This window comes from Nocardioides sp. CER19, from assembly GCF_029846275.1.
Classification (GTDB): Bacteria; Actinomycetota; Actinomycetes; order Propionibacteriales; family Nocardioidaceae; genus Nocardioides.
On sequence record NZ_JARVWS010000001.1, the window covers coordinates 120,159 to 134,402 of the forward strand.

Genomic DNA, 14,244 nt, shown 5'->3' on the forward strand with positions numbered 1-14,244 from the left:
CCGATGTCGGCGCCCTCGTGTCGTCTTCGCCCACACCTCCGGTCCGACCCGTCACCACCACCGCCGCAGCACCTCGACGCCGACGAGGATCCCGCTCACGACGAGGCCGGCCGCGACCGGCCGCAGCACCCCGGGCAACGGCTCGGCACGCCCCAGGAACGCCGCGACCAGCCGTCTGCGCTCGTAGCCGGCCGCCTCGATCTCGCTCACGGCAACGACTCCAGGGCGCCACTGGCGAGGACGAGGAGCGGTGCGAGCGCGACCAGGCAGGCCGTCTCGAGCGCCGTCAGCAGCGGCCGCACCAGCACACCCGACGTCCGGGACCGCAGCTGCGGTGCCGCGAGCAGTACGCCGCCCGCGCCGGCCAGCACGACCGATCCGACCGTCCGCCACGCCGGGTGCGCACCGAGTGCGACGACCGCCGTCGCGAGCAGGCCCAGCGCACCGGCCGAGAGCCCGGGCAGCGCGTCGATCGGCGACGGGTGGTGCCGCGCCCGCAGCAGCGCGAGCACCGACGCACAGCCGGCCAGCGCGACGCCGGCGGTGCCGTGCCCGGCCACCGCCGGCGTGACCGCGACCTGGACGGCGGCGAGTCCGACCGCCAGTCCCACCATCAGCTCGCGGGCCACGCGCGCCTCGTCGGCCAGTCGGCCGAGGTCGACCCGGCCGCGCGGGCGGGAGAGGTGCCCGACGGCCACCCAGGGCGTGGCCGCGGCCAGCAGGACGACGAGGCCGAGCAGCACACCCGCCAGCACGGGCACGGGTACCGCCCGTACGGCGAGGACGGCACCCACGACGGCACCCGCCGTCCCGATGACGAGCGCGGGCAGCAGCCACAACCGCCGGAACGGCAGCCCCGCCATGGCGACCGCGGCCACGCCGAGGACGGCGCCTCCGGCCGCCGCCCACACCACCCCGGCACCCGGCCGCAGGTCGCTGGCGAGGAGGCCGGCGGCGACGCCGGCGTAGGCGCAGGAGCCGGTCGCCGCGACGACCGCCGACCGAGGCGCCGCCCGGGCGCCCCCGAGCGCACCGGCGAGCAGGAGGAGCGCCAGCGCCCCGGCGTACCTCGCCTCGCCGGCGAGCGCGACCGAGGCCGCCCCGAGGAGGAGAAGGAACGCCGCGGCTGTCGCCGCCAGCCAGTCCGGCAGGTTTCCCGGTGAAGCGGACTCCACCAGTACCTCCGCGGGGTCGTCGTGGACCACCGGAGGCGGGGGCGGCAGCGCCAAAGTGAGCACCGCACCGTCCGGCACGTCCTGAGGCGCGAGCCCGGCGGCGTCGTCGAGGACCGAACCGCTGGCGGTGCACAGTCGCAGGCCGTCGTGGGACACCAGGCCGAGGCGGCGCGCGAGACCCGGCACCAGCTCGGCGACCGGCAGGGCGGGCGGGACCGCCAGGTCGAGTCGGCGCCCGGCGCCGACCACGCTGATCCGCAGCAGGGCGGTGGTCACCGGAACGCCCGGGCTCCGGCCTGGTCGGCTCCCCGGTAGGCCTCCTGGGCGGCGCCCACCGCGGCGCCGAGGCGGGCGAGCAGCAGGCGCATCTCGCCCTGGGCCGACTCCCAGACGGCCTTGGCCTCGAGGTAGGCCTCCTGCGCGGAGCCGTACCACTGGCCGTTGAGCGGAGCGAGCTCGGCCGCGAGGCGCTCGATCCGCTCCTCAGAGGCCGCCACGGCGCGCGCGAGGTCGGCCGCGGCCTGCTGCAGGGCCGGGTGGTCGACGACGATGAGGTCGGACATGAGCGGCTCCTAGCGCTGCGACGGGCCGAGGCGGGAGGCGAAGGCGCCCAGCGCGGCGGCCTGCGCGTGGTCGGTGGCGAGGTTGAGCCGTTCGACGGCGGCGAGCTGGTCGTGGAACCACTGCAGCTTGGCGGTGACCCGCAGCTGCTGGCGTTCCCACTCGGCGTACGCCGAGGTGAAGGAACGCCCACCTGCCCCCTGCCAGCGGGAGCCGAGCGCGACCTGGCTGCTGAGCGTGGCGAGCAGGCCGTCGAGATCGGCCTTGGCGGAGAGGGCGAGGCCGGCGGCGCGGGCGAGCGCGCCGACCTCCTGACCGGTGACGCTGACGGACATGGGAGCTCCTTCCTGTGCGGCGCGGGCGCACCGCGGTCAGGGACCCCTGCCCGGGGCCGGCGTGCCGAAACCGCGCGCCGGGGTTTTCCACAGTCCGGGTGGAAGGCGGGGCGGAGTGTCCGCGGCCGCGCCTAGCGTTCGGTGCATCTCGGGAAGGAGCTGACGTGGATCGGATCGTGCTGCGACCGCCGCCGGGGGTGGAGCGGACCGGCGCCGGCGGCGGGCTGGGCGCCCTCCCCGTGCTGGGCAGCCTGGGCTCGATCGGGCTCGTGGCCACCATGGCGGCCGGGCGCCGGGCGTACGCCGGCATCGGGCTGTTCGTCGTCGTCACTCTGCTGGTCGCCGTGGCCCAGGTGGAGCGGCAGCGGGGGCAGCGGCGGCGGTCCGCGGATGCGGCACGGCGCGACTACCTCGCCCATCTCGCCGTCGTGCGCGACGCCGTCCGCGCCGCCGGCGCGACCCAGCGCGCCAGCGCCGGCGCGCGGCATCCGCCACCGGCCGCGCTCGCCGCACTCGCCGAGTGCGGGGCGCTCCGGCCGGATGACGGGCTCCTCGTGAGGTACGGCGTCGCCGACCTGCCGCTCGACGCCGCACCCGCCGTCCCGGAGATCGGCGCGCGGGCGGACCCGTTCTGCGCCGATGCCGTACGACGACTGGTGGCCGCGCACGCGTCCTGCCCCGGTCTGCCGGCGACCGTCGACCTGGCTGCCACCGCCGAGCTCACCGCTCCACCCGCGACCGCCCGCGCACTGGTCTGCTCCGCCGCAGGTTGCCCCGCCGTCACGGTGGCGGTGCTGGCCACCGAGGACGTCCGCGCACGCTGGGAGTGGGTGAAGTGGCTCCCGCAGGCGACCAGCCGGCTCGCCGGTGACGCTGTCGGACCGCGCCGCCTGGTGGCCGGCTCGATGACCGAGCTGGCGCCGTGGCTCCCGGACCGCGGACACCTTCTCGTCGTCGTCGACGGCGTGCCACCACCACCGATCGACCGGCCGACCACCGTGCTCCGCGTCGCCGACCACGTGTCCGCCGACGGCAGACCCCTTCCCGGGATCCCGGACGACTGCCCCGTCGAGGTGGCCGAGGCGTTCGCCCGGCGGTCCGGCGGCGGCGTCCGGTCGGCGCTCTTCCCCGCCGACCCGGATTGGTCACCGCGGCGCCCGGCCGACCGGCTCCGGGTGCCGCTCGGCACGTCAGACACCGGCGAGGAGGTCCTGCTCGACCTCAAGGAGTCGGCCCTCGGCGGCTCGGGCCCGCACGGCGCGGTGATCGGTGCGACCGGGTCCGGCAAGTCCGAGCTGCTCCGTGCGCTCGTCCTTCGGCTCGCGCTCACCCATCCACCGGCCGACCTCAACCTGGTGCTGGTCGACTTCAAGGGCGGTGCCGCGTTCGACGGCCTGGCCGGCCTGCCGCACGTCTCGGCGCTGATCACCAACCTCGCCGACGAGCTCGACCTGCTCGACCGGACCGCCGACGCGCTCACCGGCGAGCTGACCAGGCGCCAGGAGGTCGTCCGCGCGGCCGACGGCGACCGGAGCGGCCTGCCCACGCTGCTGGTCGTGGTCGACGAGTTCGCCGAGCTCCTCACCGCCCGTCCCGACCTCGACGAGCTCTTCCTGACGCTCGGCCGGCTCGGACGAGGGCTGGGCATCCACCTGCTGCTGGCCTCGCAGCGCCTGGGCGAAGGCCGGTGGCGCGGCCTGGAGTCGCACCTGTCCTACCGGATCGGCCTGCGCACCTTCACCGCCGAGGAGTCCCGCGCCGTGCTGGGCGTGCTCGACGCCTACGAGCTACCGCCGACACCCGGCCTCGGCTACCTCCGGACCGATCCGCACACCCTCACCCGGTTCCGCGCGCCGTACGTCGGCACCGTGCTGCACCGCCCGGCCGACCCGGCCCGGGTGCTCCCGTTCACCGCCGCACCGGTCGGCGGTCCGGTGACGGAGGCCGTGCCTCTCGTCCACGCCGCCGCCGCGGCCATGACGGGCCGCAGCAGCGCCCACCGGATCTGGCTGCCGCCGCTCGATCGGTCCGCGACGCTGGGGGACCTCCTGCCAGGGATCGAGCACGACCCGATCCGCGGGTTCGGACAGGCGTCCCCGACCGTCCCGCTCGGTGAGATCGACCGGCCGCTGCTGCAGCGGCGTGACCGGCTGGAGGTCGACCTCACCGCTGGCCACGTCGCCGTGGTCGGCGCACCCGGCAGCGGCCGCAGCAGCCTCCTGCGGACCGCCGTCGCCGGTCTGGCGCTGACCCGGACGCCGGAGGAGGTCTCGATCCACCTGCTCGACCTCGGCGGCAGGCTCGCGCCGCTCACGCACCTTCCGCACGTGGCGGGTGCGGCCGGTCGGGCGGACCCCGAGCTCGCCGTCAGGATCGTCGGCGACCTCACCCGCGGTCCCGACCGGCCTGCGGTGCTGGTCGTCGACGACTGGGCGGTGTTGCGCCAGGACCTGCCGTACCTCGAGGAGGAGCTGACCCGGCTGGCGTCGCGGGGGCGGGCACTCGACGTGCACCTCGTGGTCGCGGCGGGTCGGTGGGCCGACCTGAGGGCGCCGGTGCGCGACGCCTTCGACACCCGGATCGAGCTGAGGCTCGGCGAGCCTCTCGACTCCGAGGTCGATCGGCGGCTGGCCGCGGCCGTTCCGCGCGGACGGCCGGGCCGGGGCGTCGTCGACGGCGCACACTTCCTGGCGGCGCTGCCGCGGCTCGCGCCCGACACACGGACCGCCGACGAGGCGTTGACCGACCTGGTCGGGCAGGTCGCACGTCAGTGGCACGGCCCCACACCCCGGAGGCTGCGCCCGCTCCCGCGGCAGGTCACGCTCGACGAGCTGTCGGAGGACGGCCGTGTCCGGCTCGGCCTGTGCTCGGGCGACCATGCCGTTAGGACGCTGCCGACGTCCGGACACCTGATCGTGCTCGGCGACGGCGGCTCGGGTCGCACGACCCTGCTGCGGACGATCCTCCGCGAGATCACCCGGACGCGACCGCGCGACCAGGTGCTCGTCGTCGACCCACGCGGCACCCTGGCCGGCCAGGTGCGCCCCGAGCAGCTGTTGGCACATGTCGACGAGCCGACCGCGACCGTGGGCGAGCTCGCCGATCTCCTCGACCGGCGGCTGCGGCCCGGCGCGGCCCCCGGACCCGCGGTCTGGGTCGTCGTCGACGACCTCGACCTCGTCGAGCCGACTCCCTGGCGTCCGCTGGTGCCGCTGCTGTCGCGAGGGACCGACGTCGGCCTGCGTCTCGTCGTCGCGAGGAGGACCGGCGGCGCCGCCCGCGCGTTCTACGAGCCGCTGCTCGGCATCCTGCGCGAGCTGCGGAGTCCCGGAGTGCTCCTGTCGGGTAGTCCCGAGGAAGGACCGCTGCTGCATGGGGTGCCGGCTCGGTCCGCACCCCCCGGTCGGGCGCGCTGGATCGGCAGGGACGGCGACGAAAACGCGTTCCAGGTGGCGTGGACGCCGCTCTAGGCTTGGATCGATCAAAGTGTTAAACTGATCCAAGTTGATAGACAAAGAGTACGAAACAAAACGCAGCCGTAACCTGAGGTCAACCTCCTGGCGATCTCGACGGTGCAGGCTCGTCCCACCAAGGACAACACCAAGGACCAACAGACCCCCTAGGAGGTTGAGATGGAGAACCCCACCACGACCACACGGGACACCGAGCTCGATCGCGTCTCCACGCAGCGCAACAGCCTCAAGTCCCGGCACGCCAGCGCACTCGCCAAGCTCATGATCGAGCGCGAGGACCTGCGCGGCACGCACGCGTTCGCCGACTTCATCGACGATTCGCTGCGCTGGTCTGCGTGATCCGCTCGCAGCGCTCTCGGGGGACACAGATCGTCGAACGGCCGGCCCGTCACGCACGGGCCGGCCGTTCTGCGTCACCGGTCAGCGCCGCTTGAACATGCTCCGCACGAGCTCCCGCGCCGCCGTGTTCATCGCGTTCTTGAACGCCGACGACTTCACGACGTCCTCGAGGAGCGAGTCGTCGTCAGGCTGCGACCGCCCGGCCTTCGGGGCCTTCTTCCGTGGGGCCGCCTGCTTGGCCGCCTCCGCCTTGGCCTCCGCCGCTGCCTTCTCGGCCGCCTGTGCCGCGGCCATCTTCTCGCCGAGCATCTCGGCGGCCGACGGCCGATCGACGGCAACGGCGTACGTCGCGTAGCTCGGCGACGCCTTGATCGCCGCCTCGATCGCGGCCGGGTCCGTCGCCCCCATGAGCGACTCGGGCGCCCGCAGCCGCGTCCACGCGACCGGCGTCGGCGCGCCCCGCTCGTTCATGACGGTGACGATCGCCTCGCCGATCCCCAGCGTGGTGATGACCGCGCCCAGGTCGTCGTAGGACGACGTGGGGTAGGTGTTCACGGTCTGCTTCAGCGCCTTGGCGTCGTTGGGCGTGTTGACGCGGAGCTGGTGCTGGATACGCGAGCCGAGCTGGCCGAGCACGTCCTCGTGGATGTCGGTGGGCGACTGGCTGATGAAGAACACGCCGACCCCCTTCGACCGGATCAGCCGCACGGTCTGGGTGATCGTCTCGAGGAAGTCCTTCGACGCCCCGTCGAAGAGCAGGTGCGCCTCGTCGAAGAAGAAGACGAGCTTCGGCTTGTCCGGGTCGCCGACCTCGGGCAGCTTGCGGAACAGGTCGGTGAGCAGCCACATCAGGAACGTCGAGAAGATCGCCGGCCGGTCGGTGAGGTTGGGCAGCTCGAGCAGCGAGATCCGTCCGCGGCCGTCGCCCTCGGTCGCGAGGAACTCCCCGGAGTCGAACGCGGGCTCGCCGAAGAACGCGTCGGCGCCCTGGTCCTCGAACGCGATCAGCTCGCGGAGGATCACGCCGACGGTCGCGGACGAGAGGCCGCCCAGACCGGTGAGGTCGGCCTTGCCCTCGGCGCTGGTGAGGTACTGGAGCACGGCGCGCAGGTCGGCCAGGTCGAGGAGCGGCAGCTGCGCGTTGCGGGCGTAGTGGAACACCAGCCCGAGCGAAGACTCCTGGGTGTCGTTGAGCTCGAGCACCTTGGCGAGCAGCGTCGAGCCGAACGTCTCGACGGTGACGCGGACCGGGATGCCGCTGCCGACCCCGCCGAGCGCGTAGTACTGCACCGGGAAGCTGGTCGCCGACCAGTCCTGGCCGACCGAAGCGGTCCGGGCGGTCAGCTTCTCGCTCGGCACCCCGGGCGTCGCGAGACCCGAGAGGTCGCCCTTGATGTCGGCGGCGAAGACCGGCACGCCGTTGGCGGAGAGCTGCTCGGCGATGAGCTGCAGGGTCTTCGTCTTGCCGGTGCCCGTGGCACCGGCGACCAGGCCGTGCCGGTTGAGCATGCCGAGCGGGATCCGGATGTGGACGTCGGTGAGCGTCTCGGCGTCCGTCATGAGTCCGCCGAGCTCGAGCGCCGTACCGGCGAACCGGTAGCCGGCCGCCACCGCCGTCTCGATCGGGCTGGCGGGCGTCGCGGACTCTGACCCGGGCGTGGCCGGCGTGTCGGTCATGGCTCGAGCCTAAGGCGGATCGTCGGGCGGTCGTTATAGTCGCGAGCGTGATCTTCAAGCGTGTGGGCGAGGGGCGTCCGTACCCGGATCACGGCCTCTCGGCGAAGGAGTGGGCCGCCGTACCGCCCCGTCAGGTGCGTCTCGACGAGCTCGTCACGACGAAGGACACCCTGCAGCTCGCCGCCCTCCTGGACGAGGACTCGACGTTCTACGGCGACCTGTTCGCGCACGTCGTGGAGTGGAACGGCGAGCTCTACCTCGAGGACGGTCTGCACCGCGCCCTCCGCGCCGCTCTGCAGCAAAGACATGTCCTGCACGCCCGCGTGCACGTCCTTCCCTCGCTAGGCTGACGCGCCATGACCCAGGCGGTGAAGACGGTGCTCACGCTCGCGGTGCTCGCCGCCCTGCTCGCCTTCGCTGCCTCGTGGGGCTGGTCGGCGCTCACGGCGCCGCTGCCGTCGCTGACCAGCGGACCGGCCTGCGTCGAGACGGCGGTCTCCGCGGGTGAGACCGTCACCACCCAGCAGGTGACCGTGAGCGTGCTCAACGCCGGCAAGCGCGCCGGTCTTGCGAGCCGGACGATGACGGCGCTCACCGACCAGGGCTTCAACAAGGGCGACAGCGGCAACGCGCCGGCCAAGACGGCGGTCACGTACGCCCAGATCTGGACCGACGACCCGACGAGCCCCGCCGTCGCGCTGGTGGCGAGCCGGTTCGGTGGCCGCGCCAAGATCGTGCAGCACGACGTCGCCGAGGTCGGCGTCGTCGTGGTGGTCGGCGACAAGTTCCGCACCCTGACGAAAGGCAAGCCGTCGGTCAAGGCGACGAAGGGTACGACGATCTGCTCGCCGCCCAGCTCCTAGCGCCGGGGCGGAGACGGCCCTAGGGCGAGTCCTTGAGCCACTGCGCGAGCCGGCCGTGCCGGCTGACCTGGCGTAGCCGCCGCTCGGTGCTCTCCCGCAGCTCGCGCGGCGTCACGATGAGGACGTCGTCGAGGGCGCGCAGCACGGTCCGGTGCTCCGGCACGATCGCGTCGCCGTCACGGAGCACCAGCGACACGGACGCACCAGCGGGCAGGCGCAGCTCGCCGACCTCGACGCCGTGCAGGCGCGAGCCGGGCGTGATCGTGATCTGCAGCAGGTCGGCGGCCACCCGCTCGAGCGGCGCGGCCTCGAGGTCCAGGGCGCGAGGGTCCGACGGGCGGGCCACGCCCAGCAACCGCGCGACCCAGGGCAGGGACGGCGCCGTGAGCAGCGTGTAGACGACCACCATCACGAAGACGAGGTCGAAGAGCCGTTCCGCGCCGGGCACCCGCTCCGCGAGGGGGATCGTCATCAGCACCACGGGTACGGCGCCGCGCAAGCCCGCCCAGGACAGGAACGCCTGCTCCTGCCAGCGCAGCCGGGCGCCCAGCGCGCTGATGACCACCGACAGCGGGCGCGCCACCAGCGTCAGCACGAGTCCGGCGACGAGCGCCAGCCCGACGATGTGCCACGTGATCCGGCCCGGCGAGAGCAAGAGCCCGAGCATGATGAAGAGACCGATCTGGGCCAGCCACGCCACCCCCTCGGCGAACGACCGGGTGGCCCCGCGGTGCGGCAGCTCGGCGTTGCCGAGGACGAGCCCGGCGACGTACACGGCAGCGAAGCCGCTCCCGTGCGTGGACCCGCCGATGGCGTAGGCGAGGACCGTCAGGATCAGCACCGCGAGCGGGTAGAGCCCGGTCGAGGGCAGGGCCGCGCGCCGCATCAGCCAGGAGCCTCCGAAGCCGACGAGGAGGCCGACGAGGGTCCCCTCGATGAGCTCGTAGGCGATCGTTCCGGCGACCATCCACAGAGGGTCGTGGTCGACCGCGCCGGTCGCGATGAGCGAGACCAGCACGACCGTCGGTGCGTCGTTGAGGCCCGACTCCGCCTCGAGGGCGGCGGTCAGGCGCTTGGGCAGAGGCACCACCCGGAGCACCGAGAACACCGCGGCGGCGTCCGTCGGGGCGGTCACGGCACCCAGCAGGACGGCGAGCTTCCAGTCCAGGCCGAGGAGGTAGTGCCCGGCCAAGCCCACGACGGTGACCGTGATGGCGATACCGATCGTCGCCAGCGACAGGCCCAGCCGCAGCGAGCGGCGTACGTCGTGCCACTCTGTCGCGAGACCACCCTCGGCCAGGATGACGGCGAGCGCGGCGAAGCCGAGCGCATGTGCGAGCTCGGCGTCCTCGAACTGGATCCCCAGGCCGGCCTCACCGAGCGCGACACCCATGAGCAGGTAGACCAGCAGCGTCGGCAGCCCGGTCCGCGAGGAGACCCGCACCGCCAGGATCGCGAACAGGGTGACGGCCGAGCCCACCAGCGCGAACGTGTCGAGCTGGTGGACGTTGAAGCTCATGTCACCTCACTTCTGGGGGTGGCGGGATCTGATCCTATCGGGCGGTTACCGTGCCCCTCATGGATGACCGCTGGACAGCCGCCGCGCGCGCGAACGTTCCGCCGTTCCACGTCATGGACATGATCGCGGCGTCGGCGACCCGCCAGCGCACGCACGGCGACGCGGTGAACCTGCTCTCCGGCCAGCCCTCGACGGGCGCACCCGCCGCCGTCGCGGAGGAGGCCGTCCGGCTGCTGCGCTCGGGCGACCCGCTCGGCTACACCCCGGCGACCGGCATCCTCGAGCTGCGGGAGGCGATCGCCGGGCACTACGGCTCCCGCTACGACCTGGAGGTCTCCCCGGACGACGTCATCGTGACGACCGGGGCCAGCGGCGGCTTCCTGCTCGCGTTCCTCGCGGCGTTCGAAGTCGGCGACAAGGTCGCGATGGCCCGCCCCAACTACCCCTGCTACCGCAACGTCCTGCAGGCGCTCGGCTGCCAGGTCGTCGAGATCGAGACCGGACCCGAGACCCGCTTCCAGCCGACGGTGGAGCAGCTGGCCCAGCTCCACGAAGCGGAGGGAGGAGACCTCAAGGGCGTCCTGCTGGCCTCTCCCGCCAACCCGACCGGCACGATGGTGCTGCCCGAGGAGCTCGCCGCGATCGCCGCCTGGTGCGAGGAGCACCGGGTCCAGCTCATCTCGGACGAGATCTACCACGGCATCGAGTACGCGCCCCTCGACGGCCACGCGCCGCTGGCCCGCTGCGCCTGGGAGACCAGCCGCGAGGCGGTCGTGTTCGGCAGCTTCAGCAAGTACTTCTCGATGACCGGCTGGCGGATCGGGTGGCTGCTGGCGCCCGGCCGGCTGCGCCGCGCCATCGACGTGCTGACCGGCAACTTCACGATCTGCCCGCCCACGATCGCGCAGCGGGCCGCCGTCCGCGCCTTCACGCCGGCGGCGATCGCCGAGCTCGACGGCCACGTCACCAGGTACGCCGCCAACCGGCGGCTCCTGCTCGAGGGGCTGCCCCGGCTGGGGATCACCCGGCTCGCGCCCGCCGACGGCGCCTTCTACGTGTACGCCGACGTGGGCCACCTGACCGACGACACGATGGCCTTCGCCCACCAGCTGCTGGCGACCACAGGTGTCGCCGTGGCGCCGGGGATCGACTTCGACACCACCGACGGGGGCCGCTTCCTGCGGATGTCCTTCGCCGGTGACGCCGCGGAGATCAGCGAGGCGCTCGAGCGGTTGTCCACAGCGGTCGGGCGCTGAGGTTTCCGCCTCCGCCGGTCCCGGGCAGAGTCCGGGTGGGCCGGTGAGGAGGAAGCCATGGGGCCAGACCCGCACGAGATCCGCGCGCTCGCACACCGGATCCGGCAGCAGGGCGCCGAGGTCCGCGCCGACGCCCGTGCGCTGGTCGCCCGCGGCCACGCCGTGGGCTGGACCGGCCTGGCCGGTGCGGCGATGTTCGACCAGACGGTCGCCCAGGCCCACGTCCTCACCCGGATCGCCGCCCGGCACGAGACCGCGGCTCGGGCCCTGGACGCGCACGCTGCCGCGCTCGAGGACGCCCTCGCGCTGGTCGCCGAGATCGAGCGTCGGGTCCGCACGGCCGTCGACGGCGCCCGGAGCAGGCTCGGGCGCTTCCTCGACGGGCTGATCGACGCCGTCGGGGACGACGACGAGACGCTCGCCCGCTTCACCGCGCCCCCACCCGGGAGCGCCGAGTGGCTGCAGGTCCGGCTGCCCGGCGTCGCGCTTCCCGGTCCACTCCGATGAGCCGACCCGACGACGCCGGCCCGCAGCGACACGCGAGCATCGTCCGCGTCACGGGCGGCGACCACCTCCGCGTCCCCTACCAGGACGTCAGCACCATGGCCGACGCCTTCGACCACACCGGCGACCGGGCGCTCGCCTGTGCCGGCCGGGTCGGCGCCGTCGCGGTCTCGCCCGACCTCCTCGCCTCCGCCGCGTTCTCACCCGGCACCGCGCTCGTCGCCGAGGCGGCGACCGGGGCACTGGCCGCCGCGCTCACCGCCTGGGCCGCCGCGATCACGGCGCACGCGGCGACCGTCCGTCACGTCGTCGCCGAGCTCGAGCGGGCCGACGCGCTGGTCCACGACCGGATCCTCGTCGAGGAGCGACTGGTCGCGTCGCTCTACGGGCGGGAATGGGTCCCGCCCGACGTACGCCCCACCGAGTTGCAGGTACCGATGTCGTCAGCGGCGCCCACCGGCCTCGACTCGCTCGTCGACCACGCCGGTCAGATGAGCGAGCTCTCCGGCCCCGGCTCTCCCGACAACAAGGGCACCGTCGAGGTCCAGACCCTGACCGGCACGGACGGCCGCCGCCGGCACGTCGTCTACCTGCCCGGGATGGACGACCTGACCCCGTTCAGCGTCGACTCCGACGTGCGCGACGTCGGCGCCGCGGTCAGCCTCGAGGCGGGCGTCCCCACGGCCTATGGCGCCGGGGCGCTCGAGGCGATGCACCAGGCGGGCATCCGCTCCGGCGAGCCGGTGCTCCTGGTCGGCCACAGCCAGGGTGGGATGCAGGCGCTCCAGCTGGCGAGCGCGGGGTCGCCGTACGACGTCACGCAGGTCGTGACCCTCGGCTCACCCGCCGTCCCCGGGACTCTGCCGCCCGGCCTGGGCGTGCTGTCGCTGGAGCACCAGGGCGACCCGGTGCCGCTCGTCGACGCCGGCGCCGAGGCGGGGTCGATGGTGTCGCCGCACCACGTGACGGTCACGTTCGACAGCGGGACATCGCCCTCCGTCGCCGACAACCACGGGTTCCCGCACTACAGCGCGGGCGCGGTGGCGGCCGAGCAGTCGACCGACCCGGTCGTGCAGGAGGCGCTCATCGGGCTGGACCCGTTCCTCGGCCAGCCGGGCGACGAGGTCCGGAGCACCGTCTTCCAGATCACCCGCGGATGAGGGTCAGAGGATGTCGTGCACGAACTCCGTCAGCTGGGTCAAGTTGCGGCACTCCACCATCGGCACGACCGCCGCGTAGTCGGACGCCGCCGAGTCGCCGGTGTCCCAGTTGCGGCGGGCCTCCGGGTTCAGCCACCAGGCGTGCCGGGCGCTCGCGGCCATCCGCCGCAGGGTCGGGAGGGACAGGTCGCTGTAGTTCGAGCGCGCGTCGCCGAGGATGAGCAGCGACGACTTCGGCCCGAGCGCGTCCGGGTGCTCCTCGACGAACCGGCCGAAGGCGCGGCCGTAGTTGGTGCGCCCGAAGCGGGCGGCGTGCGAGGTCGCGTCGGCCAACCGCGTCATCGTGTCGACCATGTCGGAGCCGGGGGTGAAGTAGTCGGTCACCTCGTGGACGTCGTCGACGAACGTGAAGGCCCGCACCTTCCCGAACTGCTCGCGCAGCGCGAAGACCAGCATGAGCGTGAAGGACGCGAAGTTGGCGACCGAGCCGCTGACGTCGCAGAGGACGACCAGCTCGGTGCGGTGCGGGCGCTTCGGCCGGAGCCTCACGTCGAGGGGTACGCCGCCGTTCGAGATGGAGGCGCGCACGGTCCTGCGCATGTCGATCGGTCCGCGCCGGCGGGCGTGCTTCTCCTGGGTGAGCCGGGTCGCGAGCCGCCGCGCGAGCGGGTAGATCTCGCGGCGCAGCGCCTCCAGGTCGGCGCGACGCGCCGACAGGAAGTCCAGCCGGTCGATGGTCGGGCGCACGGTGATCCGCGCGATCTGGTCGGGGCCCTTCTCCTCGGCGATCCGGCGGCGGGCGTCGGCCTCGACCATCTGCTGGTAAGAGCCGACCCGCTTCGCCGCTGTGCGGCCCGCCTGCTCCTCGGTCCAGCCGCCGCGCCGCAGCCCCTCGATCAGCTTGAGGGTGAGCTCGTCGGTCGAGAGCCGTCGCAGTGTCGTGTACGCCGACCAGCTGCTCATGCCGGGGCCGCGGCCGGGCATCGACCCGAAGCGGCCGACGGCCTCGCTGGCCAGCTGCCGCAGCCGCTCGAGGTCGTCGGCCTCGAGGGCGTCGGCGAGCTCCTCGGTGAACGCGGCCAGGTCGGCCGGTCCGTCCGCTGGCCGAGCCGGTCGAGAGCCCTCTGGTTCCGCAGCGGCCGCGAACCCCTCGCCCACCATCCGCGGGAAGTAGATCTCGAACAGCTCGTCGAACGTCTCCCGCTGGCTCTGCCGCTTGACCAGCGTGGCGGCGTAGGTGTCGTGCACCTGCTGGCGCTGCCCCCAGCCGACCAGGCCCAGCGCGGCGACCGCGTCGAGGTCCTCGGAGAGCGACACCGGCATCCCGGCGGCGCGCAGCGCCTCCAGGAAGGCGATGTGCCGGTCGAGCAGGGTCATCGGGC

14 protein-coding genes are annotated in these 14,244 nt (G+C 73.7%); 7 read left to right on the forward strand and 7 right to left on the reverse strand.

What is annotated here, in order from left to right; all coding sequences use genetic code 11:
• Positions 1-51 precede the first annotated feature (51 nt).
• From QDS12_RS00660 to QDS12_RS00675, 4 genes are read right to left on the reverse strand one after another with little or no spacing between them, the layout of a single operon-like run.
• On the reverse strand, positions 52-210 hold the full coding sequence (locus tag QDS12_RS00660) for a hypothetical protein (protein ID WP_279876272.1): 159 nt from the start codon (positions 208-210) through the stop codon (positions 52-54).
• Positions 207-1,451, reverse strand: coding sequence for an EsaB/YukD family protein (locus QDS12_RS00665; protein WP_279876273.1), 1,245 nt, complete (start codon positions 1,449-1,451; stop codon positions 207-209). The genes QDS12_RS00660 and QDS12_RS00665 overlap by 4 nt, the downstream gene beginning before the upstream one ends.
• A complete protein-coding gene (locus tag QDS12_RS00670; RefSeq protein ID WP_279876274.1) occupies positions 1,448-1,738 on the reverse strand; it encodes a WXG100 family type VII secretion target in 291 nt (96 codons plus the stop codon). The genes QDS12_RS00665 and QDS12_RS00670 overlap by 4 nt, the downstream gene beginning before the upstream one ends.
• A gap of 9 nt (positions 1,739-1,747) precedes the next feature.
• Complete coding sequence (locus QDS12_RS00675) at positions 1,748-2,071, reverse strand: hypothetical protein (protein WP_279876275.1); 324 nt, start codon at positions 2,069-2,071, stop codon at positions 1,748-1,750.
• Between the two features lie 164 nt (positions 2,072-2,235).
• Between QDS12_RS00675 and QDS12_RS00680 the strand changes: the two genes are divergently transcribed.
• Both QDS12_RS00680 and QDS12_RS00685 read left to right on the forward strand, forming a co-directional pair.
• A complete protein-coding gene (locus tag QDS12_RS00680) occupies positions 2,236-5,541 on the forward strand; it encodes an FtsK/SpoIIIE domain-containing protein (protein WP_279876276.1) in 3,306 nt (1,101 codons plus the stop codon).
• Positions 5,542-5,703: 162 nt separating this feature from the next.
• Entirely contained in the window at positions 5,704-5,883 is a 180-nt protein-coding gene (locus QDS12_RS00685) for a hypothetical protein (protein WP_279876277.1), read from the forward strand.
• 81 nt (positions 5,884-5,964) lie between these two features.
• Here the strand turns inward: QDS12_RS00685 and QDS12_RS00690 are convergent, their stop codons facing one another.
• On the reverse strand, positions 5,965-7,560 hold the full coding sequence (locus tag QDS12_RS00690) for a helicase HerA-like domain-containing protein (RefSeq protein WP_279876278.1): 1,596 nt from the start codon (positions 7,558-7,560) through the stop codon (positions 5,965-5,967).
• Positions 7,561-7,607: 47 nt separating this feature from the next.
• Between QDS12_RS00690 and QDS12_RS00695 the strand changes: the two genes are divergently transcribed.
• Together QDS12_RS00695 and QDS12_RS00700 are read left to right on the forward strand one after the other, a co-directional pair.
• Positions 7,608-7,910 (forward strand): type II toxin-antitoxin system VapB family antitoxin, encoded by a 303-nt coding sequence (locus tag QDS12_RS00695; protein ID WP_279876279.1) that lies wholly within the window; start codon positions 7,608-7,610, stop codon positions 7,908-7,910.
• 6 nt (positions 7,911-7,916) lie between these two features.
• Positions 7,917-8,423 (forward strand): LytR C-terminal domain-containing protein, encoded by a 507-nt coding sequence (locus QDS12_RS00700; protein ID WP_279876280.1) that lies wholly within the window; start codon positions 7,917-7,919, stop codon positions 8,421-8,423.
• A gap of 19 nt (positions 8,424-8,442) precedes the next feature.
• On the opposite strand, the gene QDS12_RS00705 is transcribed toward QDS12_RS00700, so the two are convergent.
• Positions 8,443-9,942 carry a potassium/proton antiporter gene (locus QDS12_RS00705; RefSeq protein ID WP_279876281.1) on the reverse strand — a complete coding sequence of 500 codons (1,500 nt, stop codon included), beginning with the start codon at positions 9,940-9,942 and terminating at the stop codon, positions 8,443-8,445.
• 59 nt (positions 9,943-10,001) lie between these two features.
• On the opposite strand from QDS12_RS00705, the gene QDS12_RS00710 reads away from it, so the two are divergent.
• The 3 genes from QDS12_RS00710 to QDS12_RS00720 are packed head-to-tail and all read left to right on the forward strand — an operon-like array spanning position 10,002 to position 12,862.
• On the forward strand, positions 10,002-11,198 hold the full coding sequence (locus QDS12_RS00710; protein ID WP_279876282.1) for a pyridoxal phosphate-dependent aminotransferase: 1,197 nt from the start codon (positions 10,002-10,004) through the stop codon (positions 11,196-11,198).
• A gap of 57 nt (positions 11,199-11,255) precedes the next feature.
• Positions 11,256-11,705 carry a hypothetical protein gene (locus QDS12_RS00715; RefSeq protein ID WP_279876283.1) on the forward strand — a complete coding sequence of 150 codons (450 nt, stop codon included), beginning with the start codon at positions 11,256-11,258 and terminating at the stop codon, positions 11,703-11,705.
• Positions 11,702-12,862, forward strand: a complete 1,161-nt coding sequence (locus QDS12_RS00720) for a hypothetical protein (RefSeq protein ID WP_279876284.1) — start codon at positions 11,702-11,704, stop codon at positions 12,860-12,862. The genes QDS12_RS00715 and QDS12_RS00720 overlap by 4 nt, the downstream gene beginning before the upstream one ends.
• Before the next feature lie 3 nt (positions 12,863-12,865).
• Here the strand turns inward: QDS12_RS00720 and QDS12_RS00725 are convergent, their stop codons facing one another.
• On the reverse strand, positions 12,866-14,239 hold the full coding sequence (locus tag QDS12_RS00725) for a VWA domain-containing protein (protein WP_279876285.1): 1,374 nt from the start codon (positions 14,237-14,239) through the stop codon (positions 12,866-12,868).
• Positions 14,240-14,244 lie beyond the last annotated feature (5 nt).

What these genes read in the sequence shown, in the direction of transcription:
- QDS12_RS00670 (WP_279876274.1), bottom strand. Translation starts at nt 1,738, where the DNA reads ATGTCCGACCTCATCGTCGTCGACCACCCGGCCCTGCAGCAGGCCGCG.
- QDS12_RS00675 (WP_279876275.1), bottom strand. Translation starts at nt 2,071, where the DNA reads ATGTCCGTCAGCGTCACCGGTCAGGAGGTCGGCGCGCTCGCCCGCGCC.
- QDS12_RS00685 (WP_279876277.1), top strand. Translation starts at nt 5,704, where the DNA reads ATGGAGAACCCCACCACGACCACACGGGACACCGAGCTCGATCGCGTC.
- QDS12_RS00690 (WP_279876278.1), bottom strand. Translation starts at nt 7,560, where the DNA reads ATGACCGACACGCCGGCCACGCCCGGGTCAGAGTCCGCGACGCCCGCC.
- QDS12_RS00700 (WP_279876280.1), top strand. Translation starts at nt 7,917, where the DNA reads ATGACCCAGGCGGTGAAGACGGTGCTCACGCTCGCGGTGCTCGCCGCC.
- QDS12_RS00705 (WP_279876281.1), bottom strand. Translation starts at nt 9,942, where the DNA reads ATGAGCTTCAACGTCCACCAGCTCGACACGTTCGCGCTGGTGGGCTCG.
- QDS12_RS00710 (WP_279876282.1), top strand. Translation starts at nt 10,002, where the DNA reads ATGGATGACCGCTGGACAGCCGCCGCGCGCGCGAACGTTCCGCCGTTC.
- QDS12_RS00715 (WP_279876283.1), top strand. Translation starts at nt 11,256, where the DNA reads ATGGGGCCAGACCCGCACGAGATCCGCGCGCTCGCACACCGGATCCGG.
- QDS12_RS00720 (WP_279876284.1), top strand. Translation starts at nt 11,702, where the DNA reads ATGAGCCGACCCGACGACGCCGGCCCGCAGCGACACGCGAGCATCGTC.
- QDS12_RS00725 (WP_279876285.1), bottom strand. Translation starts at nt 14,239, where the DNA reads ATGACCCTGCTCGACCGGCACATCGCCTTCCTGGAGGCGCTGCGCGCC.